The sequence below is a fragment of the Cognatishimia sp. MH4019 genome, from assembly GCF_020177595.1.
GTDB lineage: Bacteria > Pseudomonadota > Alphaproteobacteria > Rhodobacterales > Rhodobacteraceae > JAHTBL01.
This window is the reverse complement of sequence record NZ_JAHTBL010000010.1, coordinates 17,923-43,686: the sequence shown is the minus strand read 5'-3', so window position 1 is coordinate 43,686 and position 25,764 is coordinate 17,923. Positions and strand designations below refer to the sequence as shown.

Here is a 25,764-nt window from a genome sequence, read left to right as displayed (position 1 = left end):
AAATTGCGTATTTTTTAATCAGTTTTTCAGGGCGAAATCGAAGGTTCTGCCGTCAAAAAAGGCATCCGGCCCTAGAATCATATGCCCACGGCTCGACGCAACAGCCGTCGCGTGGCGCATGGAACCTTCCACTTTCTCCGACGCGCCGGGCAGATCAGCGCCCGTTGGCCCCAGCACATCGCGGTAGATATCCGCGCGGAAACACTGTTTGGCCCGCGCAATCCCGTCTGGGCCTGCACCAAGACGCGCGGCGATCCACGCCGCCTGACTGCGCCACGGGAAATGTGCGGCATGCTTGTGAAACAGCAAAAACCGCTCGACCGAGACGGGCGACGCGCCCTGTACGGGCGTCAGCGCACCTGAAATGGCCGGGTCAATCAGCTCAGGCGCGATGTTCAGATGCTCGCTGCGGGCCAATATCTCGACCGCGAGGGGCTTGTTGCGCGATGCATCCAGCCAGCGCATTGCCTGATAAAGCGCGCGGATCAAACGACGGGCGTCGTCGCTGCGCGTCTCAACCCAGTCATGCCGCACGGCCAGCACCTTTTCAGGCGCAAAGCCCCAGACAGCCGTGCCGGGCAGCACCAATTCAGCCGCGCCGCGCGCGACAGCCGCACTGCCCCACGGCTCCCCAACCCAGAACGCGTCTATATGGCCATCGGCAACAGCATCGGCCATGCGCGGCGGCGGGATCGTGACGATATCAATCTCCAGCGCGGCCAGATCGCCCTGCCCTTGCAGCCAGTATTCCAGCAGCAGACGGTGCATGGAGTAATGAAACGGCACACCAATACGCAGCCGCGTGGTGCCCAAGGCTGCAATGTTTTGCAGCATATTTCCGGCATCGCCAAATGCGGGGCCGACGGACGACCCGCGCAGCCCGTCGGCAAGTTGCGTTGAAATTCCAAAAACGGTGCCATTGACCGACAGCACCATCAGCGCGTCGATCTCGCCGGGCAGGCCGCCGTAGCCCAAAGACATCGCAATCGGCATCGGGGACAGCATATGCGCCACGTCCAGATGGCCCAGCGCCAGCATATCGCGGGTCGCAGACCACGAGGGCTGCGCGACAAGGTTCAAGCTCAGCCCCTCTTCAGCGGCAAAGCCCAACTCCTTGGCCACAATCAAGGGGGCGCAATCCACCAAGGGGACATATCCGCAGTTCAGAACCGTTCGGGTCATGCCAAAAGGTCCGCCGCAGTCACCAAGGCCTGCGCCACGTCGATCACCTTGCGCCCCTGATCCATCGCAGTCTTGCGCAGCAACTGATAGGCCTCGTCCTCTGAAACGCCGCGCTGACGCATTAAGATACCCTTGGCGCGGTCCAGCGTCTTGCGATCTTCCAGCGCGCGCTTTGCGGCATCCAGTTCCGATTGCATCTGACGCAGCAATTGAAACCGCGCAATCGCTGTCTCCAACACCGATTTGATGCGGTTCATTTGAAGACCGTCGACCACATAGGCACTCACACCAGCAGCCAAGGCCGCTTGGGTCAAATCATCGTCGGTTTTGTCGACAAACATCGCCACGGCGCGGGATTTGCTGTCAGAGGCGAGACTGAGATGCTCCAACATATCCCGGTCCGGATTAGCGACATCAATTAAGACGATATCGGGTTGCCGTGCCTTGATTTCGCGTTCCAAACCAGCGGTTTGCGCTAAGGCATGGACGTCTGACCAACCAGCCTCCATCAGCGCGTCGATGATATCGCGTGCCTTCTGAGGGTCCGCTTCAACGACAAGAATGGAAAGGTCACGGCTCATGCGCTGCACGTATCGCGACACGGTCTGTCGGTCAGGCGCTTTCCCTCATTTTAGCCCTGCGACAGACGTGCGTTGCGGCGAAACCAAGCGCTTTCGTCACGAAGTGTCTAATTTTTAGGCACTCAAAGCACGGAAAATCCGAAGGCGCCGTAAGATCACACTACGCAGCTGCCCAGAATCCGGTCTAAAGTTTCTGAACTGAAAGTTGCGAGGGCGCATGCCGGACACAGACGTCATCATCATCGGAGCAGGCTTGGCCGGGCTCGTCGCCGCTGCCGAGCTGGCAGATCGCGGGAAATCGGTCATCATCGTGGATCAAGAGCCCGAACACACCCTGGGCGGTCAGGCCTTCTGGTCGCTGGGCGGCTTGATGATGATCGACACGCCAGAACAACGCCGCATGGGCATCCGCGACAGCCACGATCTGGCGCTCTCGGACTGGATGGGAACAGCACGCTTTGACCGCGAGGAAGATCACTGGCCCCGCAAATGGGCCGAGGCCTATGTCGATTTTGCAGCCGGTGAAATGCGCCCCTGGCTGCACGCCCAAGGGATGCGCTGGTTTCCTGTTGTGGGCTGGGCCGAGCGGGGCGGCTCTTTTGCCGATGGACACGGCAACTCCGTACCGCGTTTTCACCTGACCTGGGGCGTCGGCCCCGGCACGGTGGCGCCCTTCGAAGCCCGCGTTCAAACCCATGTGGACGCAGGACGCATCCAACTGAAGTTCCGCCATCAATGCGCACATATCCTTACCGAGAACGGCACCGCCTGTGGCATCAGCGGCCATATTCTGGCCCATGACCCCGGCGCGCGCGGTGAGGCCACAAACCGCGATATCGTTGATGACTTTGAGCTGCGCGCGCCCAGCATCGTCGTCGCCTCGGGCGGTATCGGCGGGAATTTCGATCTGGTCCGCAAAGCCTGGCCCCGTGATCGCCTGGGTGAACCGCCCAAACGGCTGATCTCTGGCGTGCCAGCGCATGTGGACGGCAAAATGCTCGCGATTACCGAGAAAGCTGGTGGCACGATCATCAATGGCGACCGGATGTGGCATTACACCGAAGGCGTGCAAAACTGGGACCCGATCTGGCCTGCCCATGGCATCCGCATCCTGCCCGGACCCTCGTCGATGTGGTTTGACGCAACTGGCAACCGCCTCCAGCCGCCTGCCTTGCCGGGGTTCGATACGCTTGGCACGCTCAAGGCGATCCTTGATACGGGCTATGAGTATTCGTGGTTCATCACGACGCAGAAGATCCTCAAAAAGGAGTTCGCGCTATCCGGGTCCGAGCAAAACCCGGACTTCGCAGAGAAGGATTGGAAAGCGGTCCTCAAGCAGCGCATCCTCAACAAAGCGGCGACCCCGCCGGTGGAGGCGTTCAAAGAACATGGCGCTGATTTCGTTGTCGCAAAAACCTTGCCCGAGCTGATCGACGGCATGAATGCGTTGGAAAACAATACGTTGCTGGAGCACGATAAGATCCAAGCGCAGATCGAGGCGCGTGACTTGCAGATCAACAATCCGTTTTCCAAGGACGCCCAAGTCATGGCGATCCATGCTGCACGTCACCATCGGGGCGACCGTATCCTGCGCACTGCAAAACCGCACAAGATCCTCGACCCGGCAAATGGCCCGCTGATCGGCGTGCGCCTAAATATCCTGACGCGCAAAAGCCTTGGCGGGCTACAGACCGACCTCAACGGTCAATTGATCGACGCGGATGGCAACCGCATCCCGGGCCTGTTTGCGGCGGGCGAAGTCGCGGGCTTCGGCGGGGGCGGCTATCATGGCTACAGCGCGCTGGAAGGCACTTTTCTGGGCGGTTGCATCTTTTCTGGCCGAAATGTCGGACGCGCGGACACAATCGCTTAACAAATATGACCATCTCAGAGTCGACATCTGATTAGTCTTTAGGCAACCATAGGCTATCTGCTTAATCAGGCAGCAGAACGCTTGATCCGATAGAACAAGAGCACGCTGCCTGCCCTCGGCTCTCCCCTTTCGCGGGCGGACGAGTCAGGTTGCGTTTGCTTTGTCTGCAAGGGAGCGACTTTTGATGACACTACACAAATCCATTCTGGCCATGGCCGCGACGCTGGTTGCGGCTCCCGCTATTGCCCAAACCGAGATGCCTTTCGCGCTCGATTGGAAATTCGAAGGCCCGTCGGCCCCCTATTTCCACGCGCTGGATGCGGGGTATTTCGAAGAAGAAGGGCTGACCGTCACCATTTCCGAAGGCTCCGGTTCGCTGGACGCGATCCCGAAAGTGGCCACCGGCGCGTTTCCGGTTGGCTTTGCCGATATCAACTCGCTGATGCGCTTTCTGGATCAGAACCCGGACGCGCCCGTCACAGCCGTCATGATGGTCTATGACAAGCCGCCTTTCTCGGTCGTAGGGCGCAAATCGCTGGGCGTGGAAGCCCCTGCCGATCTGGAAGGCAAAGTGCTGGGCGCGCCGCCCCCCGATGGGGCCTGGGCGCAGTTCCCGATCTTTGCCGCTGAAACCGGCATCGACAGTGATGCCATCACGGTGGAGCCAGTGGGCTTTCCGACCCGCGAGCCGATGCTGGCCGAAGGCAATGTCGCCGCGATCACGGGCTTTTCGTTCTCTTCCACGCTGAACCTCAAGCGTTTGGGCGTGCCGGAAGAGGACATCTCGGTCCTGTTGATGGCCGATTACGGCGTGGACCTTTATGGTAACGCGATCATCGTAAACACCGAGTTTGCGGCTGAAAACGGCGAGGCCGTCACTGGCTTCCTGCGCGCTGTCGCCAAAGGCTGGAAAGATGCGATTGCAGCACCGGACACCGCCATCGAGGCGCTGATGCAGCGCAACCCCGCAGCCGATGCAGCCCTTGAGACGGAGCGTCTTTTGCTGGCCGTCAACGACAATGTCCTGACTGACTACGTCAAGGAGAACGGGATGGGCGGCATTGATGAGGCGCGCTTTGCAAACGCTTTGGAGCAGACCAAATCGGTCTATGAATTCCAGACAGCCCCGGACGCCGCTGTGTTCTTCACCGGACAGTATCTGCCCGATGACGGCAGTTTGATGCTGCAATAAAAGACCAGACCGGGCGCGAGACATGCGCCCGGTCGCTTAAGGGGTGGGGACATGGAAAATCTGATTGATATCAAAGGCGTGACCCACGCCTATAAGACGGAGAGTGGACCACTTCCGGTTCTGGACGGCCTCGATGTGGCCGTGCCCGAAGGCACATTCGCCGCTGTCGTTGGCCCCTCTGGCTGCGGGAAATCCACGCTGACGCGGTTGGTCGCTGGCCTGATGAAGCCCGATGAGGGTGAGGTCTGGCTGCACGGCGAACGCGTTAAAGGCCCGCGCAAAACCGTGGGCATGGCCTTTCAGAACCCCGTCCTTCTGGAATGGCGCACGATTTTGCAGAATGTGATCTTGCCGCTGGAAATCGTAGCGCCGTCGATGTCCCAGAAAGACCGCGAAGCGCGGGCGCACGAGCTTTTGGATATGGTTGGGCTGACAGGCTTTGACGACAAGCGCCCGTCTGAGTTGTCGGGCGGTATGCGCCAGCGCGCATCGCTCTGCAGGTCACTGGTTCATAAGCCCGAGGTTCTGATTATGGACGAACCTTTCGGCGCGCTGGATGCGTTCACTCGCGAAGATCTGTGGCAAACCATGCGCGATCTGCGCGCGGCAGAGCCGTTTACCTGCGTCTTGATCACCCATGATCTGCGCGAAAGCGTGTTTCTGGGCGATCAGGTCATCGTGTTGTCGGGGCGCCCCGCACGCACGCAATACGTGATGCCGATTGATCTGCCCAAAGATCGCACGCTCGACGTCCTTTATACGCCTGAAGTGGCTGACATGCTTCATATCCTGCGTGACCAGATCAAGATCGCCCAAGGCCGCGAGCCGGAGGTTCACTGATGCTGCGTCAAATCGGAATTCCCGTCGCCTCTGTCCTTGTCTTTCTTGGCCTTTGGGAGCTGCTGGTCTGGGTCAATGGCTGGCCCAATTTCAAAATGGCATCGCCGTCGGACCTGCCCCCTGCCTACATCCGCTATTGGGAGCTGTTCCTTGTCATGGGCTGGCAGACGCTTTGGCGCACAGTCGCGGGGCTGGCGCTTGCGGTGCTGGTCGGGACGGCCATCGGCATGATCATTGGCTTTTCCCGCATCGCGCGGGATGCGCTCTATCCGCTTCTGGTGGGCTTCAACGCGATCCCGAAAGCGACGCTGGTGCCCGTTATCTCGCTGATTTTTATCGGCCAGCACGACTTCAACACAGTGCTTATGGCGTTCATGATCTCTTTCTTTCCCATCGCGGTGTCCGTGGGCATTGGCCTGTCCACGCTGGAGCCTGAATACCGCGATATCTTGCGGTCCCTCGGGGCGTCCCGCTTCACAATCTTCCGCAAAATCGCGCTGCCGAAAACCCTGCCAGAATTCTTCGGAGCGCTGAAAGTTTCGGTCACTCTGGCCTTTATCGGCACCAATCTGGTGGAGATCGTCAGCCCCCATGGCCGCGGCCTTGGGGCGCTTTTCAAGTCCGGCGAGACCAATGGCGACTATCCTTTGATGTTCGCCGTCCTCATCGCGCTCGCGTTTCTGGGGATCGTTCTCTACTACGCTGTGGTTTATCTGGAAAAAATCTTTGCCGGCTGGGCAGAGCGTCCGCAAAGCTAATCGAAGCGGCTCATTTCGTTAACCTTTTCGGACGCTACGTCAACTTAGGGTCGCACAACCTGAGCGATTGTTCAAAAAAACCCCGGTTGAATGAGCAAATGCGAGCCGTGCCAATTATGTCACGACTTGCCAAAGCGCGCTGATTCAGAAGGGTTTTTCCCCCTATCGCGACCGATTCGTTTTCTGTATACGGCGAGACACAGAAAAACGTGGCCGCAAAGAGCTGCGTCAGAGGCGGAGTAAAGAATTATGAGTGCGATTGAATTCGTCGTCCGCGATTCCGCGGGCAATCTTCGGCGCGGGGTCCTGGCCGAAACTGAAACTTCCACAGTCATTCCGATGGGCACAGGCGAAGATATTTCGCTGAACCTGCGGCTGTTTCAGGTCACAAATTATCAGCGCGAGGGCGAAAACCTGGTCATTACGACCATGGATGGCCGCACGATCACGCTCGAAAATTATTTCTTCGGCGGCCAGATGGACGCCAATGATTTATATCTCAGCGCCGATGGCCTTCTGACCCCGGTTGAATTGCAGCAGTTTGGCGACACACTCGAGCCGGTCTACCAGACGGCGGAACTCTTCGGAAAATGGAGCCCGAACGACGCACTCTTTTATACCGACGGTGCCGACTTGGATGCCGTGGTTGTCGCCGACGAGATGGTTGATGACGGTGTTGAATCCACCATGTTGGCCACGGGCCTTCTGGGCGGTCTTGGTGCTGCCGGTGGTGCGGCCGGTGTTGGCGGTGCAGCCCTTGCAGGGACTGCAGCCGTTGCAGCCCTTGGTGGCGGTGGCGACGATGATGATGACGATGATAAGCCCGGCAATGATCCTGATGGCCCCGGTGGACCCGGCCCCAGTGGCGGCCCCGGCCCTGATACAACACCCCCCACACTGAGCGTGGACGAAGGCGTTGTCGGCAGCAATGACGTGTTCAACCGCGTCGATCACGCCGATGGTGTGGAACTGTCCGGTCGAGGTGAGCCCGGATCAACTGTCGTCGTGGAAACCGAAGGCTATAACGGTCAGACCGTGTCTCAGACGACGACCGTTGATGCAAATGGCGATTGGGATGTTGTTTTTCCTGCCGCAGACATCCGCACGGGCGAGTATTTCAACGATGTGACCATCACCGCGACCGACGGGGCGGGCAACATCGCCACTGTCACCGATCAGATCCAGATCGACACCGAGACGGCTGTGACCATCACAATGGTCGATGGCGAGGCCGCCGGAGCTGGCAACGTCGTCAATGGGGCCGATCATGCAGACGGCATCACGCTGTCGGGCACTGGTGATCCCAATGGCACCGTTACGGTAACCGTGTCGGGCCAGCCCAATATCGTGGTCACCGCCCCGATTGACGCCAATGGCAACTGGTCCACGACCTTTGATAACTCGCAACTGCCGGGCGGCGAATACACTCGCAACGTGACGGTGGATATCACCGATCCTTATGGCAACACCTCGTCCAACACGGGCCAGATCGTGGTCGACACGATCACCAATGTCTCGATGGTGCCGGGTGCGGTGGCTGAAGGCACGATCATCAACGAGGCAGAGCGCGACTCCAACGGGGTCACCGTCACCGGCTCCACCCAGCCCAACAACCAGGTTGCGGTCACGATGACCGACAACAACGGCCAGCAATTCACCCGGAATGTGCAGGCGGATAATGCCGGCAACTGGTCAGCGACTTTTGCGGCAAACGAGATTGCCGATGGCGAATACGATGCCAATATCTCGGTTGTGGCGACGGATGCGGCTGGCAACTCGGCCACGACCTCGCAGACGCTGCGGATCGACACCGAGGTCGATGTGGACGTGAACACAGCCACGCTGGAAGGCAATGGGATCGTCAACTTCGCCGAGGCCGCAGACGGGATCACCCTGACCGGCACAGCGGACCCCAACGCCGAAGTCCGCGTGAATTTCAACGGGATCATCAAGACGGTGAATGCCGATCAGTTCGGGAATTGGTCCGCAGATTACCGTGCCAACGAGGTCCCGTCGGGCGAGCGTAACGTGCCTGTTTCAGTTTCCAGCACCGATCCCGCAGGCAATATCGCAACCGATAGCGGCACTGTTCAGATCGACACGATCGTGCGCAATCTGGGCATGAACAGCGCCACGGGCGACAATGTGCTGAATGCGGCTGAGGTCTCTAACGGTTTCACACTGACCGGCACGACAGAGCCTGGTGCACAATGGGTCGAGGTCACGTTCGGTGCCATGGCCCCGCAAATGGCGCAGGTCGATGCGAACGGCAACTGGTCGCTTGATTTCAACAATGGGGTCGGCAACACGGCCGACGGCAATGTGAATGTCACGGTCCGTACGATGGATGCCAACGACAATATCGACAGCATAACCGAGGTTGTGACCTTGGATACAACCGTTCCCGGCGCGCCTGAAATTATCTTCCGGATGCAAGGTCAGGACGACACGTTCGGTCTGGGCCTGACAACCGAGGATGGCGTTGAAAGCATCAGCTCGATCACCAATGCAGGCACGGTCACCGATCTGGGCATCACCAGCACGACGGGCAATGGCGGCGGGTCCGAGAACTTTACGTTCAACAATCCGGTTCCCGACGGCACGCATCTCATTGTGCAGGCCGAGGACGCAGCGGGCAACGAAGCCTCGACCCTGATCATTCAGGAAGACGGCTCGACCAACTCGTTCAGCTTGTCCAATACCGGGCTGGATGCGTTTGATATCGCCGCGATTGATCTGAGTTTTGCCGAGAATGGCAACCTGACGATCACCGAGGCGGACTTGCTGTCCCTGTCGCAATCCACGAACACGCTGATCGTGCATGGTGACGCAGCGGATGCCAACGGCAACCCAGCTGACGCGATCACGATCGACGCCAACAGTGTTCAGAACACCGGCCAGACCGAGAACGTCGGCGGCAAGGCTTACGACGTCTACTCTGTCGGCACCGAAGGCACGTTGCTTGTTGATCCGGATATCGACGTCAACACGATCTAAAATCGGTTACAGAATGATCGAAAAGGCCGCGCTGGGATTGCGCGGCCTTTTTTGTTTAGGACGCCCCTGCTAACAGGTCCGCATTGCCGCCCGCGGCTGTGGTGTCAACGCAGACATGCCGCTCTTTCAGCACCCAGCGCGCAAAATCTTCGGTTTGCAGGAAAAGTACCAAAGGCCCGTCTTTGGCTGCCAAGGCCTCCCGGTAAGGCTTCGGGTCGCTGCCGGAATAGATCACGGCGTCAACCTCCAGCGTCGCGGCCTCCTCGGGCGTGCACTCTGCGGCGACTGCCGCGCATCCCAATCCACGGGCAGCCTCTGCATGAGCCTCGGCCAACCCACCGATGCACAGGATGCGCCCACGGGGCAGAGTACTCCACCAGTTTGCCTCCCCGGTTGGACCGGGCAGATTGCGTGTTTCCAATGGGGTGCTGCGGATAGGCTGATCTACGAAGGCTTGCGCGATTTGCGTGGCCGTTTTTTGCGGCCCCTGCCCCTCTGCCGTCATTACCCCTTGCTTGGTGAAGCGGTGTAGATAGCGCGGCCCGCCTGCTTTCGGTCCGGTGCCGCTTAATCCTTCCCCTCCAAAGGGTTGCGAGCCTACGACCGCGCCAATCTGGTTGCGGTTCACATAGATATTGCCCGCCTCGACCGCTGCGACAACATCCGCCACGCGGTCATCAATCCGGCTGTGCATCCCAAAGGTCAGCCCATAGCCAGTGGCGTTGATGTCGGCCACAACCTGCATCAGATCGCTGGCCTTAAAGGTCGCGACATGCAGAACCGGGCCGAAGATTTCCTCGGCCAGATCCGCGATGTCTGCGATTTTCAGCACGGTTGGCGCTACGAACGTGCCTTGGGTTGGCGCCGCGATCTGTTTGAGCACCTGACCTTCGGCGATATGCGCCTCGATCTTGGTTTTGGCGGTGGCATCAATCACCGGTCCAACATCCGTGGCGAAATCCGCAGGATCGCCCACCACAAGCGCGTCCATCGCGCCGTAGAGCATCTTCAAGAAGCCTTCTGCGATGTCCTCTTGCAGATAGAGCACCCGTAACGCGCTGCAGCGTTGCCCTGCGGATTGGAACGCGGATGCGATGATGTCTCCTATCGCTTGTTCGGGCAGGGCCGTGCTGTCCACAATCATCGCGTTCAACCCGCCGGTTTCAGCGATCAGAGGCGCATGAGGGGCGAGGGCTTTCGCCATGTTGCGGTTGATCCGCTGCGCTGTCGCGGTCGAGCCTGTGAAGCAGACACCGCCCACTTTGGTATGCGACGTCAACACAGCGCCAACCTCTGCCCCGGTGCCGGGCAGCAGGATCAAAACGTCCTTCGGCACGCCCGCTTGGTGCAGCAGCCCGACCGCAAATTCCGCGATCAACGGGGTGCTTTCCGCCGGTTTCGCCAAGACGCCGTTGCCAACGGACAAGGCAGCAACGATCTGCCCCGTGAAGATCGCAAGCGGGAAATTCCATGGGGAGATGCAGCTGAAAATGCCGACCGGAGCAGCCTCCAGTTGCTCAGCTTCATTCGCATAATAACGTAGGAAATCAACGGCTTCGCGCAGCTCACCGATGCAATCGTTGAGCGTTTTACCAGCCTCACATGTCAGGCGCGCGAATATCTCATGAGCGTGGATTTCATACAGGTCGGCCGCCTTGCGCAAGACCTCAGCGCGTGCCTGCGCGGAGACGTCAGACCAGTCGCGCACCTTTTCGCAAGCCGCAGATGCCTGCTCGGCCGAGACGAACCGCGTGTGACCGACGACCGCCCCTGTCGCGGGGCTTGTGACAGCGATGTCGCCTGCGCCCCATGGGCCTGAATGCGCCGCAACTCCCGTTTCCAGATCATCCAGTGTTTGAGGGTCCTCAAGGTCCCACCCTGTCGAGTTCCGCCGCGCATCAAAGAGCGCGTCCGGCTTGCGCACGTTCGGATGGCCAATCGCCGGCAGAGCCTGCTCAACCGCGCGGAACGGGTCTGCCGCAACCTCGCTTGCAGGGACATCTTCATCGACGATCTGATTCACAAAAGAACTGTTTGCCCCGTTCTCCAGCAGTCGGCGCACCAAATAAGCCAGAAGGTCTTTATGGGCCCCAACAGGGGCGTAAATCCGGCAACGGGTGACATGTTTTTTCAACACAGTTTCATGCAAAGCCTCCCCCATTCCGTGCAGGCGCTGAAACTCGTAAAGACTTGGATCAGAGGCCATTTCCAGAATGGCAGCAACCGTGTGCGCGTTATGGGTGGCAAATTGCGGATAGATGCGATCCGTCATGCCCAGCAGCTTTTTGGCGCAGCAAATATAGCTGACATCGGTGGCCGCTTTGCGCGTGAAGACCGGGAAACCGGGATGCCCTTCGACCTGAGCATGCTTGATCTCGGTGTCCCAATACGCGCCTTTCACAAGGCGCACCATGATCTTGCGATCCAGCCGAGTGGCCAGCGCGTGCAGCCAATCCAGCACATGGGGCGCGCGCAGCCCATAGGCTTGCACGACGATGCCGAAACCGTCCCAGCCCTTCAGCGTCGGCTCGGACAAAAGCGTCTCGATCACGTCGAGCGAGAGGTCCAGCCGCCCGGCCTCTTCGGCATCAATGTTCAGCCCGATCCCCGCCGACTTCGCCAGAACGCAAAGCGCACGAGCGCGGGGCAACAGCTCTTCCATCACGCGCTCTTTTTGGAGCGTCTCATAACGCGGGTGCAGGGCGGAAAGCTTGATCGAGATGCCGGGATTGGCGCGGATATCATCCGAGGGCGCGTGTTTCGCCAGATGGCCAATCGCATCGGAGTAAGCCAGATGATAACGCCTTGCATCGGCGTCTGTGCGCGCAGCCTCGCCCAGCATATCATAAGAATAAGTGAAGCCTTGCGCCTCAAGCTCTTGCGCGCGTTTCACAGCCTTTTCAATGGTTTCGCCCAGAACGAACTGACGTCCTAGCTCTTTCATCACCCGGGTGACGGCTTGCCGGATCACCGGCTCGCCAAGCCGTTTCACGACCCCATGAAGCACGCGCACGATGTCGCTTTCATGGTCGTCCTCCAGCACTTTGCGTGTCATGAAAAGCGCCCAGGTAGAGGCGTTCACCAAGCTGCTATGGGACTTGCCCAGATGCGCATCCCAATGGCTGGGCGCGATTTTGTCTTCGATCAACGCGTCCATCGTGTCGCCGTCGGGCACCCGCAAAAGCGCCTCGGCCAGGCACATCAGCGCGACGCCTTCTTCGGTCGACAAACCGTATTCGCCAAGGAAAAGCTCCATCATGGAGGGCGTACTGCCGGTGCGGATCGCCTGCACCAGATCCACCGCACGCGCGTGGATCGCGTCGTGCACATCTGCCGGGATCGTCGCTTGTGCGATCAGATGCTCAAGCGCCTCGGCCTCAGGGCGGTAATGGGCCGCACGGATCGCCGCACGCGCATCGGCTGTGGATAGATCGAACATCTTGGTCTCCCTCATGGCATCCCTCTCTATCGCTGATTTGCGCTTTCCATGTGTCCTTGGTAACGTAGCCGAGTAGACGTAACGTCTTATTTTATCCCATTTGGCAGGCCATAATGATCTCTCAACGCGCACAAGACGGAACACTTGATAGCTTTGATCGCAAGATCATCGACGCGGTCTCTCAAGACGGGCGCATCACGATGACAGAGCTTGCGACACGCGTCGGCCTGTCGAAAACCCCCTGCCATGCGCGGCTGAAACGGCTTGAGGCCGAAGGCTATATCCTAGGTTACCGCGCGCTGCTGGACCCGATCAAGCTGGGTTTGGAACATGTGGCATTTGTCGAGGTAAAACTTTCCGACACCCGCGCGGCGGCTTTGGCGGCGTTCAATGCGGCGGTGCAAGCTCTGCCCGAGATCGAAGAATGCCACATGATCGCAGGCAATTTCGACTATCTGCTTAAAGTTCGCACAACAGGCATCACCGACTACCGCGCGTTCCTGGGCGAAGAGCTGAGCGCGCTGCCCCATGTGGCACAAACCTCCACCTATGTGGCGATGGAGGCCGTGAAGGGCAACGCAGTCCTCGATTAACCCGCGCGTTGCACCATCCCGAAGAGATCGCGTGTGTCGTCGGGGTCGGCGAGCATATCCAGCTCGACAAAATGGCCCGTCCGCTCAAGCTGGTCGCGGATGTAGCGCAGGGCGCTGAAGTCTTCGGTCGCAAAGCCAACCGAGTCGAACAGCGTGATCTGACGCGCATCGCGACGCCCTTCGGTCTTGCCAGCGATCACCTGCCACAGCTCTGTCACCGCATGATCGTCGTCCAATTGCTGAATCTCTCCTTCAATCCGGGTCTGCGGCGGGTATTCGACGAAAATATCGCTGCGCAGAAGGATGTCGCGGTGCAATTCGGTCTTGCCGGGACAATCCCCGCCGATGGCGTTCAGATGCACGCCCGCGCCGACCATATTATCGGTCAGAATCGTGGCATATTGCTTGTCCGCGGTGCAGGTCGTGATGATCTGTGCACCTGCAACGGCATCTTCGGCGGTCTTGCAAGGAACGACGGTCAAGCCATGCCCTTCGAGGTTCTTAGCGGCTTTGGCGGTTGCGGCCGGGTCAATGTCATAAAGCCTGACGGTCTCGATCCCCAGCACTTCGCGGAAGCCCAGCGCCTGAAACTCGCATTGCGCGCCGTTGCCGATCATCGCCATCGTCTTTGCGCCTTTCGGCGCCAGATATTTCGCCGCCACAACGGATGTCGCGGCTGTGCGCAGCGCGGTCAGGATCGTCATCTCGGACAGTAGCACCGGATAACCGTTGGCGACATTCGCCAGCACGCCGAACGCCGTTACGGTCTGAAAGCCGCGCGCCATGTTGGCGGGGTGGCCGTTGACGTATTTGAAACCGTAGGTTTCGCCGTCGCTGGTCGGCATCAACTCAATCACACCCTCGCGAGAATGCGAGGCGACGCGCGGCGTTTTGTCGAACTGCTCCCAGCGCAGAAAATCGGCTTCGATATAGGTCGCAATTTCGGCAATCATCCTGGCCGGGCCGATGGTATTCACGATTTTCATCATGTCATCGACACTGACGAACGGCACCAAGGCGAGTGTGGAAGGTGTTGGTTTCATTTTAAAAACTCCGTGTTGGGCGATCCAGAACCTTGCGGCCCAGAAGGGAGGCCGTCAGATCCACCATCAGCTGCGCAGTGCGCCCGCGTTCATCAAGAAAAGGGTTCAGCTCGACCAGATCGAGCGAGGTCACGAGGCCGCTGTCACAGAGCATTTCCATAACCAAATGCGCCTCTCGGAAGGTGGCACCGCCGGGAACCGTTGTGCCGACGGCGGGGGCGATGGCAGGTTCGAGAAAGTCGACATCGAGGCTGACATGCAGCGCGCCTTTGGCGACACTTACGCGTTCCAGAAAGGCGCGAAGGGGGCCGGCGATGCCGTGTTCGTCAATTGCCCGCATGTCGTGAACGGTCACGTTATGGGCGGCAAGGGCGGCGTTTTCAGCGGGGTCAACGGAACGGATGCCCATCATGCAGATATTGGCTGCAGGAACAGGCGTTTTAAGCGGCGGATACAGCCCCTCGAACCCCTCAAGCCCCATGAAATAAGCCACCGGCGTGCCATGTAGATTGCCGCTGCTGGTACTGTGCACAGTGTGGATATCCGGGTGCGCGTCGAGCCAGAGCACGAATTGAGGGCGGCCAAGATCGGCTGAATGGCGGGCGATGCCCGGCACGGTGCCGATAGAGAGCGAGTGATCGCCGCCCAGAAAAATCGGAAGGTCGACGCGCTGCGCCGCGTCATAGGCGGCGGCTTCCAGCGCGCGCGACCAGCCGACAGTTTCGCCTAAATCATGGGCAGCGCTGCCCGCGGGCGGCGTGATATCGTCGACGGTTGCAGACACGTTGCCTAGATCAGTCACGTCGTGGCCCAAAGCGCGCAAGGTGTCTGCCAGGCCCGCAGTTCGGTAGGCGTCTGGCCCCATCAGGCAACCGGGTCGGCTGGCGCCGCTCTGGACAGGGGCGCCGACAAGGGCGCATTTCAAATGTTGCATGAGAAACTCTCTGGCGTTGCGTTGCACAAAATATCAGCCCGACAGAGCACACAATTTACTGCAATAACTGCGCAGTTTATTGATTATTTCAATCATTTTGCTAAGCATTGCAGTCATTATGCAAAGCCTTGACCAAACTGACCGCCATTTGATCGCCGCGCTGAAACAGGATGGGCGCGCCTCGATCACGACATTGGCCCATACGCTTGGCGTGTCACGCAGCACGGTGCAAACCCGGCTGGACCGCCTGATTGCGACCGGCACGATCCAGCGCTTTACAGTCGAGCTGGATGCCATGGGCAGCGATGACCGGGTCCATGCGGTGATGATGATTGAGGTGGAAGGGCCCCGCGCGCGTAGTGTCACCCGCGCCCTTCGGCGCCTGCCCGAAATCACGGCGCTGCATACGACAAACGGCAAATGGGACCTGATTGGCTGGATCGAAACCGGCACCCTGGCCGAGTTTGACCGCGTCCTGCGTGAAGTGCGCGAAGTGCAGGGCGTGCTGAACTCCGAGACGTGCCTGCTGCTGGATGCCGCGAAAGCCTAGATGTCCTCGGGCACCTTATCTATCAGTTTGGAATTGCGCAGCGTGGCAGACGGATAGTCCGGATCGCGCAGCAAGGATGGTTTGAAATCCGGCTCTACCTGCATGAGCACCTTCAACCGCTCTAACGCCGCGTCCGGCACACCTTGCGACTCGTACAGCGCGTAAAGGTAACGCAAAGCAGGCCGATAGGTCGGCAGGTAGGCGCGCGCGGCCTCGCCGAAACGGATCGCATCATCGACCCGGTCCAGCGAAATCGCCGTCAGGCAGCACAGCATGTCCCACCAAAAGACAAACGGCGTCGCCCGCGCCAGATAACGCGCGCGGATGGCTGATGTATGCGCGTCCTCCATCTGACCGCTGCGGACCTGACAGATCGCAACGAACGCCCACGCGTAGGGATTGGCGCGGTTCAGATCAATTGCGCGCCGTGCAAGCGATAACGCACCCCCCGCATCGCGTTCGGCGGCCAGGCGGGCTTGAGCAGCCATCGCCAAGACCATGGAATTCGCCCCATCCATCACCAAAGATGTCGCAACGAAGTCATTGATTTCCTGAAAGGTTTTGTCCTTGTCGCGTGAACGATGCTCCAGCAGCAGGCTCACCCGCAAGAACGACCGCCAGCTGAGGTAAACCGCCCGCGGCTCCAGCTCGAACGCGCGTTGCAGGAGATCATCGGCCTGCTCCATCGCGTTCTTATCGAGCGAGAAAATCAGAGATTGCGCCCGAAAGAAGAGCCCCGCCGCACTGTCACCGTGGCGCTGCATGACCTCGTTCATCACGCGCGTTGCGGTCTTGCCAATCAGCACCTGCATTTCCAGGTCTTCGATGGGTGGCGCACCGTGCACCTCGATCTTGCGGGTGTCGGACCACAGGTATTGGTGGTCCGAGGCAAGCTCCATATGGACATGAGCGTGCCAGAAACGACCATTGCGATAGTGATCGGACTTCACGCGCAAAAGCTCTGCCCCGACAGGGACCTGACCCTCAGGCACCACTGAAATGGCGCCATATTCTTTAAGGTCGCGCGCTAGATGATCGTTGAAAATCTGGACAAAGAACTTCTCTTCCGCGCCTTCGGGGTCGTGCTGTGCAAGCACCACAACAGGCGTCTTAGGCGGCCCGTGCTGCATGGATTGCGCGCGCATCACCTCACGTGCGCGGTCAGCGCCCTGCATCAGTTTGGCGCGCTGATCGTCCAGCCATTCGCGGAACTTCGTGTCCTTGACGTCAAGGTCTTCGCACAGCTCTTGACCAGCCTCAAAGCGAGGATCCTGTTGCAAGACCGGGTCCACCCGGATGATGCCCACATCAAGGGCCACCACCCCGCCTTCGGTGATCAGACCGGTCTTGTAGGGCCCAAGATAGCGGCGCAATTCGGTCAGGCATTGGCGCATGCTTTGCTTGCCTTGATCAGGGGATCGATCGCTCCACAGGCGTTCTTGCAACCAGCCGCGTGGGCGACGGTGATCGGGGGCCAACGCGAGAAGCACCAGCATCCCACGCGCCTTCATGCTCTTGGGCCCATAGCTTACGCCATTTGCGTCCTCCAGACGCATCGGACCTACCAATGTCAATTCCAGTACCACGAAACACTCCTCACCCAACGTCAATCAACGATATCAAACTAGCTCGTTTTGACCAAATCCCGCCGAATAGCGTGAAAAAATCGTCAACCAAAGTAATGAGCGGAAGATGAAGCCGCGCCATTGTGCATCTTTAACAGAATTTTAACGGGAGATTATGAGATGCCATTCGCAAGCCTCGAGAATTGGGAAAACTGGGAAAATTGGGAGAACTGGGAGAATTGGGAAAACTGGGAAAATTGGGAGAACTGGGAAAACTGGGAAAATTGGGAAGGCGGCGGACGTAGGGGCGGCGGAGGTCTTCTGAGCGCCGCTTTGGCGGCGGCTGGTGAAGGCATCACCGGCCCGTTCAACCCCGCGCTTGTGCGTGACGTCGCGCTTGGCACCCACACGCCGACCGATCTTTTCACCGCAGCACCCAGCGCCCATTTGTCGTTGATGCTGACCCGCGCGTTGGGCGGCCCGGTTGCAACGGCCCATGACAATGGCGCGGCCGTCGTGTCTTCGGATGGGGAAATTATCGCCAGTATCGTTGCCCCAAACGACATTGAGCCCTTCAAGGCACAACTGAACCGCGTTCACCAGGACAGCGATTTGCGCAGAGATCGCAATGCGGAAATCCTTGTTCAAATCAATGACTTGATTTCGTTTTATGCAGCATCTGTGCGCCTTGATCCGCGCCGCCGCGCCTGGACGATCAAGCTGCTGCTGACCGCTTTGGAGGCCGCAACGCCGACCATCGTGCAGGTCAAGGCAATCTGCGCCGTACCGCGCCCGAACGATCTGTCGCCTCAGATCAACCCGATCATCAAGACGCCTGGTCACAGCGCCTATCCCAGCGGTCATGCGACGCAAGCCTTCCTGCTGGCCGAGATGCTCGCCGCGCTCGACCCCTCGGCCGCGCCGATCTACCGGCGTCAGGCTGCACGTATCGCGCAGAACCGCACGGTTGCAGGTGTGCACTACCCTGTCGACAGCCGCGTCGGTGCGCTTCTTGGTTCGGCTTTGGCACATCAATTCATGGGGCGGCTTGATCCGAAACGGATTGAAAGCGGCAAAAGCTGGACCGCTGTCAGCGTGCCAGCCCCCGATACGTCCGATGCCAATTACGACTTCAACTTGCTGACGCTCGACAGCCAGCATGGCGAAACTCTGGCGGCGTTGCGCAATGCAGACCCCGCCGGTCCGAAGGCCAACGACTATGACCGCGCGCTGCTTGACGAGCTTTGGAGCCGCGTGAAAGCCGAGTGGCCGGGGCTGGGGGCATGACCCTGAAATGGCAACGCGGCGTCCCCGTCGACGGATCAGTCTATAACGCGGCCTATGTCGATTTCGACTGGACCGCAGGGCTGCGCCGCCGCGGCATAGACGCCACCAACAACCCCATTCGCATCTCGCTGCGCGACACACGCGGTCCAGCCACCTATTCCGAGGCCAACCACCCGGAAACTACCGCGCCACAGAACGCATCCTCGCGCATCGACGGGCTGAAAGGCACCGCTCCGCTGGTGACAGATATGTACGCCGAAGCCCCCATCGGTGCCGCAGGCGACGGGGCCGAACGGCGGCCCCTGATCGAGCGGGAAAGCGGGGCGGACACGCCGCAGTCTTATCCCGAAGGCAGCGTTGTGATGGCGGTGATCGACAGTGGTATTGCCTTTGCGAACGGGCGGTTTTGCACACCGCCCGAGGAGGGCGGCGCGGTCCCGGTCTCTCGGTTTTCGCATCTGATGCTGCCCACGGGCACGGGCGCATTCCGTGTTCTCGGGCGCGCTGATATCGCAGAGTTGATGCAGGCCGGCCTGAACCCGGCCACGCGTCAGTTCCACGAGCTTAACGTCTACACCCAAGCCGCGCGGCGACAATCGGGCGGCCAGCGCAATGTGCGCCCTCTCAGCCAGCCTGCCCCGCATGGGACACAGGTTGCAGATCTGTTGGCGGGGGCGGAGATGGCCGACGGGGTCGCGACACGGCCCATGATCGGCGTCGATCTGCCGTCCTCTGCGATTATTGACACGTCTGGCTCTATCGCTGCAGCTTACATACCGGCTTTGGTAGATGAAATTCTGGCCTTGTCGGCCAAGATGACCGGGCCAAACGGCAAACCCTTGCCGCTGATCATCAATATCAGCCTCGGGTTTACCGCAGGCCCTTGCGACGGCACGCATCCGGTAGAACGCGCCATGTTCGACGCCGTTCAAAGCGCGCTGGCGGCGGGGCGCGAGGTGCATATGACCTTGCCTGCGGGCAATCACGCGCAATCGCGGCTCCATGCAGAACTGGACGCTGACGACTGGGACAAGGACGGTCTGGCCAGCCTGACCCTGCGCGTGCCAAGCGATGACGCCACGCCCAACTTTACCGAAATCTGGTTGCCCGAACGCCCGTTGCAGGACTTCTTCGAGGACCCACGCGAGACATCATTGGCGCTGACGTTACAGCTTCCCGATGGGCGGATCGCTGCATTGGACGAGGTTCCCCGGTTCGAGGAAACCTGGGAGTTGTGGGACGGCTCCCGCCACATCGCCAGCGCCTATTACCTGTTGCACGTCTATGGTGCCGGGCGGGTCAGGCCCCGGCTTATCCTCGCGCTGCGGCCCACGACGGCCTTCAGCAGCACCACCTACCGCACGCAGCCTGGCGACTACGCGATCCTTATGGAAGATCTGGCAGGTGCCAAACCTCAGGTCAGCATCCGCGTGCAGCGCGACGATAGCATCATCGGATACCGCCCGCGCGGACGACAGGCCCGACTGTTTGAGCCCGGCTATATCGAGCGCGATCCGACGGGTCGGCCTTTGCGCTATGATGTGGGCGACAGTCGCATCACGCGCGCGGGCACGTTATCCGCGATGGCCACGCTGAACCCCGACAAGCCGCTCGGCGAAGGGCGTTATGTGCGCGACCATATCCACGTGCTCGCTGCCGATGCGCTGGGTCCCAAAGGGCGCGCGCGCGCGATCTATAGCGGGCAGCGCTCGCAGGACAATCCGGTCAAGAAAAGCGCACTTGTGGGCGAAGGCTTGGCCCATGCGGGCGCTCTGGCCAGCGGCACCACAAGCAAAAGCGTCTTCGCCATGACAGGCACGAGTGCGGCTGCCCCGCTTTACGGGCGAATGTTGGCGGACACGTTGGGCTTGCCGACAGGCGCAACGCCTCGACCGCAACGACGCTCTGATCCGGCAGAAGACATCGTCGGGCTCGTCTAAGTCAGGCGTAGGACGCGCGGATCGCGCGGATGTTTTCACCGTAAGGGGCGGGATCGGTCACGGACCCGCCCTTGAACACGGCAGAGCCTGCAACCAGCACATCTGCGCCTGCATCTACAACCAACGGAGCCGTTTGCGGCGTCACACCGCCATCAATCTCGATATGAATCGGGCGATCTCCGATCATCTCGCGCAAGCGGCGTACCTTGGCGGTCATGTCGATGAACTTCTGCCCGCCAAAGCCGGGGTTCACCGTCATGACGCAAATCAGATCGACCATATCCAGAAGCTCGGCCACCGCGTCGGCGGGAGTGCCAGGATTCAGCGCAACGCCTGCCTTGGTCCCTGCCCCGCGAATGGCTTGCAATGTGCGGTGAATATGCGGACCCGCCTCGACATGCGCTGTGATGAAATCTGCCCCGGCTTCGGCGAAGCCTTCGATATAGGGATCAACCGGCGCGATCATCAGATGAACGTCCATTATCGTCTTGATATGGGGCCGGATCGCCGCGCAGGTGCTGGCGCCAAACGTGATGTTCGGCACAAAATGCCCATCCATCACATCCACATGAATCCAATCGGCCCCTTGGCCTTCCACCGCCTCAATCTCTGCGCCGAAATTAGCGAAATCAGCAGACAGAATGGACGGTGCGATCTTTACGGAACGATCAAAGCTCATGGCAGGCCCCCTTTTGGCGTATCTGCGGCTTAACGCCCGAATCGGCCCTTGTCACCCGCCTTCGCTACCGCAGCATTTCAGAACGTGCTAATTTGATGCGACTCCGCTGCTGCCAAGGTGCCTAAAGTTCTTATGAAACTCTCTCACAAAGAAATTTTGCCTGATGATGATGTCTTTCTCATAACTCGCGCCATGCCATCTGGGAAGCGCCCAAAGTTGGCACATACCCATGATTTTTATGAGCTATTCTGGATCGTTAACGGACGTGTCCGGCACCGCATCAACGGGGATGTCGAGGATTTGGAAGAAGGCGATATGGTTTTCATCCGTCCCTCCGACACCCATTCCGTGCAGGGCAAAGGGGCAGAGCCGCACCTTATTAACATTGCCCTGCACCCTAAGCTAATTGCTGCACTTGCAAAACGCGCACCCCAATTGAAGGGTCAGTTCTTCTGGTCCGACGCGGTGCAGCCCACCGTCGTGCATCGCGATATGAGCCAGCTTTCAGAGCTGTCGCAAGCCTTACGCGCTATCGACCCCGCCCCGCGTGACCCGTTGAGTGCCGAGGCGCTGCTACTTCCGCTTCTGGTTCAGTTGAGCGCACACCGAACCACTGTCGCGATGCCCGACTGGCTTGCAGCTGCTTGTCAGGCGGCCCACGCACCTGCGGTCTTCCAAGACGGCGCAGCGGGCTTTGTGCGATCCGCAGGCCGCACCCATGCCCATGTCAGCCGTGAAACGCGCAAACATCTTGGGGTTTCTCCCTCTGAATTGATCAACGATATTCGGATGGACTATGCCGCACGGCAATTGTCGGCCTCTACCGATACTCTGGCCGAGATTGCCGCCGATTGCGGCATTCCCAATCTCAGCCATTTCCACAGGCTCTTTCGCGACGCCTACAAATTGACCCCGAATGCCTACCGCAAGCGCCATCAACGCGACGTTATCCAGCCCGCCTGACTTGCCAATCGGAGCCTGATCTGAAACCGTTTGCCGGACCGGAGGCCCCATGACCACAGCAACCCAAACCCATCTTCCGCAAACCACGGAACCCCGCAATGACGGGATGGAACTGGACATGGACTGGGTGATGTCCGTGCAAGCCAACACCTCGGCCATAGAGCGGCGCGCGGCCACGTTGCCAGGCCGTCGCTCGGTCAAGAAGGACTACCAGGCCGCTTGGCTGGCCCGTGCGATCACCTGCATCGACCTAACGACACTTTCGGGCGATGACACGCCCGGGCGCGTTCGTCGTCTCTGCGCGAAGGCCCGTCAGCCCGTTCGCGCGGATATTCTGGAGCAGCTGGGCCTGCCCCATCTGCAAACCGGCGCTGTTTGCGTTTACCATGATATGATCGCCACCGCCGTCGACGCCTTGCAAGGCTCCGGCATTCCCATCGCCGCTGTTTCAACCGGTTTTCCCGCAGGTCTGTCGCCTTTCCACCTGCGCGTCGCCGAGATCGAAGAAAGCGTCAAAGCGGGTGCTGCCGAGATCGACATCGTGATCTCCCGTCGCCATGTCCTGACGGGAAATTGGCAAGCCCTTTACGATGAAATGCGCACGTTTCGTGCGGCCTGCGGGGACGCGCATGTCAAAGCCATCCTCGCCACCGGCGAGCTTGGAACCCTGCGCAATGTGGCCCGCGCGTCGCTGATCTGCATGATGGCAGGCGCCGATTTCATCAAGACCTCCACAGGCAAGGAAAGCGTGAACGCCACGCTCCCTGTCTCGCTCACGATGATCCGCGCGATCCGCGCTTACCATCAGCGCACCGGGCTGCGTGTTGGCTACAAACCGGCTGGCGGTATCTCCAAGGCCAAGGACGCGATTACCTATCTTGCCTTGATGAAGGACGAGCTGGGCAATCGCTGGCTTGAACCCGATTTGTTTCGCTTCGGTGCCTCCTCCCTGCTGGGCGATATCGAGCGCCAGCTAGAGCATCACCTGACCGGCGCTTACTCTGCCGCCCAACGCCATCCGATTGGATAAGCCATGACAGTCAAAGAGATTTTCGAAAGCATGGACTATGGTCCCGCACCCGAGGACGCCTCTGACGCGCTGGCGTGGCTGGTAGATCAGGGGGACCGGTTCGGACACTATATCAACAGGGCATTCACCGCCCCCGGCGACGGGTTTGAGGCCAAGAACCCCGCCACGGGCAACGTGCTGGCAACGCTCACGCAGGCCACCCAAGACGACGTCGATCAAGCCGTCAAGGCGGCCCGAACAGCGCAACCTAAGTGGGCCAAGCTGGGCGGCCACGCACGGGCCAAATACCTCTACGCCCTCGCACGACTGCTGCAAAAACACGCCCGTCTTTTCGCCGTTTTGGAGACCCTCGACAACGGCAAACCGATCCGCGAAGCGCGCGACATCGACGTGCCCTTGGCGATCCGCCATTTCTACTACCACGCAGGCATGGCACAGTTGATGGAGGCCGAACTGCCCGACCGCGCACCCGTAGGCGTTTGCGGCCAGATTGTCCCCTGGAACTTCCCGCTCCTGATGCTCGCCTGGAAGGTCGCCCCTGCCCTCGCCATGGGCAACACGGTCGTTCTGAAACCTGCCGAATACACCTCGCTGACAGCGTTGCTCTTCGCTGATATCTGTCAACAAGCAGGCCTGCCCAACGGCGTGCTGAACATCGTTACTGGCGACGGCGCTGTGGGCGAGATGTTAACCAATTCAGACGTCGACAAGATCGCCTTCACCGGCTCGACCGAGGTCGGCCGCCGCATCCGCGAGGCCACCGCAGGCACCGGCAAAGCCCTCACCCTCGAACTGGGCGGAAAGTCCCCCTACATCATCTTCGACGACGCCGATATCGACAGCGCTATCGAAGGCCTTGTCGACGCAATCTGGTTTAACCAAGGTCAGGTCTGCTGCGCCGGATCGCGCCTTCTGGTCGCCGAATCCATCGCCGAGGATGTCTACACCCGCCTCAAAGCCCGCATGTCTGGCCTCCGCATGGGCAACCCGCTTGATAAGTGCATCGATGTCGGCGCCATCGTGGATCCGATCCAACTGGCGTCCATCACAGCGAAAGTCGACGCCAACACCGAAGGCGAGACGTTCCAAACGAGCGCGCCAGAAGGCTGCTATTACCCGCCTACGCTCATCACCGGGCTGCATACGGCCTCGGACCTGATGCAGGACGAAATCTTTGGTCCCGTGCTCGTTTCGACGACCTTCCGCACCCCGTCCGAGGCGGTCGAGATTGCGAACAACACACGCTATGGTCTCGCCGCGACTGTCTGGACCGAAAACGTCAATCTAGCGCTTGATATTGCTCCCAAACTGGCCGCTGGCATCGTTTGGGTAAACGCCACGAACCTGATGGACGCCGCCGCAGGGTTTGGCGGCGTGCGTGAAAGCGGCTTCGGGCGTGAGGGCGGCTGGGAAGGCCTGCGCGCTTACACCAAGCCCGCCAAATCACCGAAACCGGCTGCGAACGTGACCGCCTTTACGGGCGACAAAGCCCCGACCGATCCCGTCGACCGAACGGCGAAGCTGTATATCGGCGGTAAGCAATCCCGCCCCGATGGCGGCTATTCCAAACCTGTCTGGGGAAAGAACGGCGTGCTACTGGGCCATGTGTCACTGGCCAACCGCAAAGATGTGCGCAATGCGATTGAGGCGAACGCCAGCGCCGCCGGTTGGTCAAAAACCACCGGCCACCTCCGCGCGCAAATCCTCTACTATATTGCCGAAAACCTCGCCGCCCGTGGTGATGAATTCGCCAACCGCCTTGACGCGATGCAAGGCGGCAAAAAAGGCCAGGCTGAGGTTGATGCGGCCATCGACACCCTTTTCACCTACGCTGCTTGGGCCGATAAATACGACGGTGCGGCCAAAGGTGTTCCGATCAGGGGCATTGCGCTTGCGATGAACGAACCCGTGGGCGCCATCGCAGCGCTCTGCCCCGACACCGACCCGCTTGCAGGCCTCGTGGGCCTGATCGCCCCCGCCATCGCAATGGGCAACAGGATCACCGCAGTTGCCAGCGCGCCCTTCCCGCTTGCCGCCACAGACTTCATCCAGATTTTGGAAACCTCAGACGTTCCTGCAGGCGTGGTGAACATCCTGACTGGCGACCCTACGGATCTTGCCCCCCACCTTGCCAGCCACATGAACGTGGACGCGATGTGGAGCCTGAACGGCCATGCGGCTCAAATCGAAGCGGCCTCTATCAGCAACCTCAAACGCACCTGGATCACCGACACGCCCGTCGCGCATATCAAGCCGCAAGACATGCTCGCCCACGCGACCGAGGTGAAAACCATCTGGGTGCCTTACGGCGAATAGCT

At 60.1% G+C, this 25,764-nt stretch carries 19 protein-coding genes; 12 read left to right on the top strand and 7 right to left on the bottom strand.

Going from position 1 to position 25,764, the window contains the following annotated elements; translation table 11 throughout:
• Nucleotides 1-18: 18 nt before the first annotated feature.
• Both KUW67_RS15530 and KUW67_RS15525 read right to left on the bottom strand, forming a co-directional pair.
• Entirely contained in the window at nt 19-1,182 is a 1,164-nt protein-coding gene (locus tag KUW67_RS15530) for a CmpA/NrtA family ABC transporter substrate-binding protein (RefSeq protein WP_224826249.1), read from the bottom strand.
• Nucleotides 1,179-1,763, bottom strand: a complete 585-nt coding sequence (locus tag KUW67_RS15525; protein WP_224826248.1) for an ANTAR domain-containing response regulator — start codon at nt 1,761-1,763, stop codon at nt 1,179-1,181. The genes KUW67_RS15530 and KUW67_RS15525 overlap by 4 nt, the downstream gene beginning before the upstream one ends.
• 217 nt (nt 1,764-1,980) lie before the next feature.
• On the opposite strand from KUW67_RS15525, the gene KUW67_RS15520 reads away from it, so the two are divergent.
• The 5 genes from KUW67_RS15520 to KUW67_RS15500 all read left to right on the top strand — a co-directional run bounded on the left by KUW67_RS15520 (nt 1,981) and on the right by KUW67_RS15500 (nt 9,423).
• Nucleotides 1,981-3,636: an FAD-binding dehydrogenase gene (locus KUW67_RS15520; protein WP_224826247.1), complete on the top strand. Its 1,656-nt coding sequence runs from the start codon at nt 1,981-1,983 to the stop codon at nt 3,634-3,636.
• 184 nt (nt 3,637-3,820) lie between these two features.
• Nucleotides 3,821-4,828, top strand: coding sequence for an ABC transporter substrate-binding protein (locus KUW67_RS15515; RefSeq protein WP_224826246.1), 1,008 nt, complete (start codon nt 3,821-3,823; stop codon nt 4,826-4,828).
• Nucleotides 4,829-4,879: 51 nt separating this feature from the next.
• Nucleotides 4,880-5,668, top strand: coding sequence for an ABC transporter ATP-binding protein (locus KUW67_RS15510; protein WP_224826245.1), 789 nt, complete (start codon nt 4,880-4,882; stop codon nt 5,666-5,668).
• Nucleotides 5,668-6,426 carry an ABC transporter permease gene (locus KUW67_RS15505; protein WP_224826244.1) on the top strand — a complete coding sequence of 253 codons (759 nt, stop codon included), beginning with the start codon at nt 5,668-5,670 and terminating at the stop codon, nt 6,424-6,426. The genes KUW67_RS15510 and KUW67_RS15505 overlap by 1 nt, the downstream gene beginning before the upstream one ends.
• Nucleotides 6,427-6,675: 249 nt before the next feature.
• Nucleotides 6,676-9,423 (top strand): Ig-like domain-containing protein, encoded by a 2,748-nt coding sequence (locus tag KUW67_RS15500; protein WP_224826243.1) that lies wholly within the window; start codon nt 6,676-6,678, stop codon nt 9,421-9,423.
• Between the two features lie 55 nt (nt 9,424-9,478).
• On the opposite strand, the gene putA is transcribed toward KUW67_RS15500, so the two are convergent.
• A complete protein-coding gene (gene putA, locus KUW67_RS15495; protein WP_224826242.1) occupies nt 9,479-12,862 on the bottom strand; it encodes a bifunctional proline dehydrogenase/L-glutamate gamma-semialdehyde dehydrogenase PutA in 3,384 nt (1,127 codons plus the stop codon).
• A 113-nt stretch (nt 12,863-12,975) separates the two neighbouring features.
• Between putA and KUW67_RS15490 the strand changes: the two genes are divergently transcribed.
• Nucleotides 12,976-13,455: an Lrp/AsnC family transcriptional regulator gene (locus KUW67_RS15490; protein WP_224826241.1), complete on the top strand. Its 480-nt coding sequence runs from the start codon at nt 12,976-12,978 to the stop codon at nt 13,453-13,455.
• On the opposite strand, the gene KUW67_RS15485 is transcribed toward KUW67_RS15490, so the two are convergent.
• On the bottom strand, nt 13,452-14,498 hold the full coding sequence (locus KUW67_RS15485; RefSeq protein ID WP_224826240.1) for an ornithine cyclodeaminase: 1,047 nt from the start codon (nt 14,496-14,498) through the stop codon (nt 13,452-13,454). The genes KUW67_RS15490 and KUW67_RS15485 overlap by 4 nt on opposite strands.
• 1 nt (nt 14,499) lies before the next feature.
• Nucleotides 14,500-15,432: an arginase gene (gene rocF, locus KUW67_RS15480; RefSeq protein WP_224826239.1), complete on the bottom strand. Its 933-nt coding sequence runs from the start codon at nt 15,430-15,432 to the stop codon at nt 14,500-14,502.
• A gap of 118 nt (nt 15,433-15,550) precedes the next feature.
• On the opposite strand from rocF, the gene KUW67_RS15475 reads away from it, so the two are divergent.
• Nucleotides 15,551-15,982 carry an Lrp/AsnC family transcriptional regulator gene (locus KUW67_RS15475; protein WP_224826238.1) on the top strand — a complete coding sequence of 144 codons (432 nt, stop codon included), beginning with the start codon at nt 15,551-15,553 and terminating at the stop codon, nt 15,980-15,982.
• Here KUW67_RS15475 and KUW67_RS15470 read toward each other — a convergent pair.
• A complete protein-coding gene (locus KUW67_RS15470) occupies nt 15,979-17,568 on the bottom strand; it encodes a hypothetical protein (protein ID WP_224826237.1) in 1,590 nt (529 codons plus the stop codon). The genes KUW67_RS15475 and KUW67_RS15470 overlap by 4 nt on opposite strands.
• A 159-nt stretch (nt 17,569-17,727) precedes the next feature.
• Here KUW67_RS15470 and KUW67_RS15465 point away from each other — a divergent pair, with 159 nt between their 5' ends.
• Together KUW67_RS15465 and KUW67_RS15460 are read left to right on the top strand one after the other, a co-directional pair.
• On the top strand, nt 17,728-18,834 hold the full coding sequence (locus KUW67_RS15465; protein WP_224826236.1) for a phosphatase PAP2 family protein: 1,107 nt from the start codon (nt 17,728-17,730) through the stop codon (nt 18,832-18,834).
• Nucleotides 18,831-20,774 carry a hypothetical protein gene (locus KUW67_RS15460; protein ID WP_224826235.1) on the top strand — a complete coding sequence of 648 codons (1,944 nt, stop codon included), beginning with the start codon at nt 18,831-18,833 and terminating at the stop codon, nt 20,772-20,774. Before KUW67_RS15465 ends, KUW67_RS15460 begins: the two co-directional genes overlap by 4 nt.
• A gap of 1 nt (nt 20,775) precedes the next feature.
• Here KUW67_RS15460 and rpe read toward each other — a convergent pair whose 3' ends face one another.
• Nucleotides 20,776-21,453, bottom strand: coding sequence for a ribulose-phosphate 3-epimerase (rpe, locus tag KUW67_RS15455; RefSeq protein WP_224826234.1), 678 nt, complete (start codon nt 21,451-21,453; stop codon nt 20,776-20,778).
• A 132-nt stretch (nt 21,454-21,585) separates the two neighbouring features.
• Between rpe and KUW67_RS15450 the strand changes: the two genes are divergently transcribed.
• From KUW67_RS15450 to KUW67_RS15440, 3 genes are read left to right on the top strand one after another with little or no spacing between them, the layout of a single operon-like run.
• Nucleotides 21,586-22,416 carry an AraC family transcriptional regulator gene (locus KUW67_RS15450; RefSeq protein ID WP_224826233.1) on the top strand — a complete coding sequence of 277 codons (831 nt, stop codon included), beginning with the start codon at nt 21,586-21,588 and terminating at the stop codon, nt 22,414-22,416.
• Between the two features lie 49 nt (nt 22,417-22,465).
• Nucleotides 22,466-23,446 carry a deoxyribose-phosphate aldolase gene (deoC, locus tag KUW67_RS15445; protein ID WP_224826232.1) on the top strand — a complete coding sequence of 327 codons (981 nt, stop codon included), beginning with the start codon at nt 22,466-22,468 and terminating at the stop codon, nt 23,444-23,446.
• 3 nt (nt 23,447-23,449) lie between these two features.
• A complete protein-coding gene (locus tag KUW67_RS15440) occupies nt 23,450-25,762 on the top strand; it encodes an aldehyde dehydrogenase family protein (protein WP_224826231.1) in 2,313 nt (770 codons plus the stop codon).
• The last annotated feature ends 2 nt before the right edge of the window (nt 25,763-25,764 follow it).

Coding starts and splice junctions, on each gene's coding strand:
- KUW67_RS15530 (WP_224826249.1), bottom strand. CDS start 1,182: ATGACCCGAACGGTTCTGAACTGCGGATATGTCCCCTTGGTGGATTGC.
- KUW67_RS15500 (WP_224826243.1), top strand. CDS start 6,676: ATGAGTGCGATTGAATTCGTCGTCCGCGATTCCGCGGGCAATCTTCGG.
- KUW67_RS15515 (WP_224826246.1), top strand. CDS start 3,821: ATGACACTACACAAATCCATTCTGGCCATGGCCGCGACGCTGGTTGCG.
- KUW67_RS15450 (WP_224826233.1), top strand. CDS start 21,586: ATGAAACTCTCTCACAAAGAAATTTTGCCTGATGATGATGTCTTTCTC.
- KUW67_RS15520 (WP_224826247.1), top strand. CDS start 1,981: ATGCCGGACACAGACGTCATCATCATCGGAGCAGGCTTGGCCGGGCTC.
- KUW67_RS15475 (WP_224826238.1), top strand. CDS start 15,551: ATGCAAAGCCTTGACCAAACTGACCGCCATTTGATCGCCGCGCTGAAA.
- KUW67_RS15525 (WP_224826248.1), bottom strand. CDS start 1,763: ATGAGCCGTGACCTTTCCATTCTTGTCGTTGAAGCGGACCCTCAGAAG.
- putA (WP_224826242.1), bottom strand. CDS start 12,862: ATGTTCGATCTATCCACAGCCGATGCGCGTGCGGCGATCCGTGCGGCC.
- KUW67_RS15510 (WP_224826245.1), top strand. CDS start 4,880: ATGGAAAATCTGATTGATATCAAAGGCGTGACCCACGCCTATAAGACG.
- KUW67_RS15465 (WP_224826236.1), top strand. CDS start 17,728: ATGCCATTCGCAAGCCTCGAGAATTGGGAAAACTGGGAAAATTGGGAG.
- deoC (WP_224826232.1), top strand. CDS start 22,466: ATGACCACAGCAACCCAAACCCATCTTCCGCAAACCACGGAACCCCGC.
- KUW67_RS15490 (WP_224826241.1), top strand. CDS start 12,976: ATGATCTCTCAACGCGCACAAGACGGAACACTTGATAGCTTTGATCGC.
- rpe (WP_224826234.1), bottom strand. CDS start 21,453: ATGAGCTTTGATCGTTCCGTAAAGATCGCACCGTCCATTCTGTCTGCT.
- KUW67_RS15460 (WP_224826235.1), top strand. CDS start 18,831: ATGACCCTGAAATGGCAACGCGGCGTCCCCGTCGACGGATCAGTCTAT.
- KUW67_RS15485 (WP_224826240.1), bottom strand. CDS start 14,498: ATGAAACCAACACCTTCCACACTCGCCTTGGTGCCGTTCGTCAGTGTC.
- rocF (WP_224826239.1), bottom strand. CDS start 15,432: ATGCAACATTTGAAATGCGCCCTTGTCGGCGCCCCTGTCCAGAGCGGC.
- KUW67_RS15505 (WP_224826244.1), top strand. CDS start 5,668: ATGCTGCGTCAAATCGGAATTCCCGTCGCCTCTGTCCTTGTCTTTCTT.
- KUW67_RS15440 (WP_224826231.1), top strand. CDS start 23,450: ATGACAGTCAAAGAGATTTTCGAAAGCATGGACTATGGTCCCGCACCC.